The 1196-nt window shown below is 76.6% G+C and carries 1 protein-coding gene; it reads left to right on the forward strand.

What is annotated here, in order from left to right:
* Positions 1-28 precede the first annotated feature (28 nt).
* On the forward strand, positions 29-1196 hold a 1168-nt coding region (locus FMEAI12_RS32620), incomplete at its 3' end, for a serine/threonine-protein kinase (protein WP_146776824.1).

A 1196-nucleotide genomic window follows, 5' to 3' on the forward strand; every position in this document is an offset into this window, starting at 1 on the left:
TCGCGGGCACCGCGGCCTAGGGTCCGGCGTGCCCGCCGTCGACCGCGCGCGGATCGCCCACGCGCTGCCCCGCTACACCCTCGGCGACCAGCTCGGCTCGGGCTCGTTCGGCCTGGTCATCGCCGGGCACCACCAGGATCTCGACCGCCCTGTCGCGATCAAGATCCTGGTGGCGGCGCTCGCGGACGACTTCCGGGCCGAGGCGCGGATGCTCAGCCGCCTCGACCACCCGCACATCGTCCGCATCTACGACTACGTCGCCCAGGACGACCTGTGCCTGCTGATCATGGAGAAGTTGGGGGGCGGCAGCCTCGCCCAGCACCGCCTGCGGGCCGAGGCGGCCCTCGCCGTCGGGGTGGCCGTCGCCGACGCGCTCGCCCACGCGCACGCCCACGGCGTGCTGCACCGTGACATCAAGCCGGACAACATCCTGTTCACCGACGCCGGGCAGCCCAAGCTCACCGACTTCGGCATCGGGAAGATCGTCGAGGGTGGGGCGGGCACGGTCAGCCGCGCCGTCGGTACCCCGAAGTACATGGCGCCCGAGCAGATCACCGGTGCGCCGGTCGGGCCGCCCGCGGACCTCTACGCGCTCGGCGCCGTCCTCTACGAGCTGGCCGCGGGCCGGCCCATGTTCGACCCCGGGCTGGGGGTCGCGCAGCTGCTGCGCCATCAGTGCGAGGTCGACCCGCCCGCGCCGCCCGGCGTGCCGCCGGTGGTGAGCGACATCATCCTGCGTGCGCTGGCCAAGGATCCCGCCGCCCGCCAGCCCGGCGCGCACGAGCTGGCCCGCGCCCTGGCGGAGGCGGCCCTCGGTCTGTTCGGCCCGGACTGGCTGGCGCGCAGCGGGCTGATCGTCCGTCGCACCGAGACCACGGACGCACCGGATCCGCCCGGTGGCACCGGCACCGTCCGCCGCTTCACCCCGGCCGCGGGACGGTCCGTCCCGCCCGGACCCTCCGGTCCGGTGAGCCCACCCGGCGAACCCGGCCCGCCGGGCTCACCGGGGGCGGCTGACCTGGCGGTGACGTCCGGTCCGGTGGCGGTTCCGGTCGCGCCGGGTGGGCCCGGTCCGGAGGGCTCCGCGGGTTCCGGCGGCGCCTCCGGGCCGCCGGGGCGGAACCTGTTCGAGGGCACCCCGTACGGCCCGCGCCGGCGTACCGCCGGGTGGGGCGGGCGGCGCGTCACCGCCGTCG

The sequence above is a fragment of the Parafrankia sp. Ea1.12 genome, from assembly GCF_900465275.1.
Classification (GTDB): domain Bacteria; phylum Actinomycetota; class Actinomycetes; order Frankiales; family Frankiaceae; genus Parafrankia; species Parafrankia soli.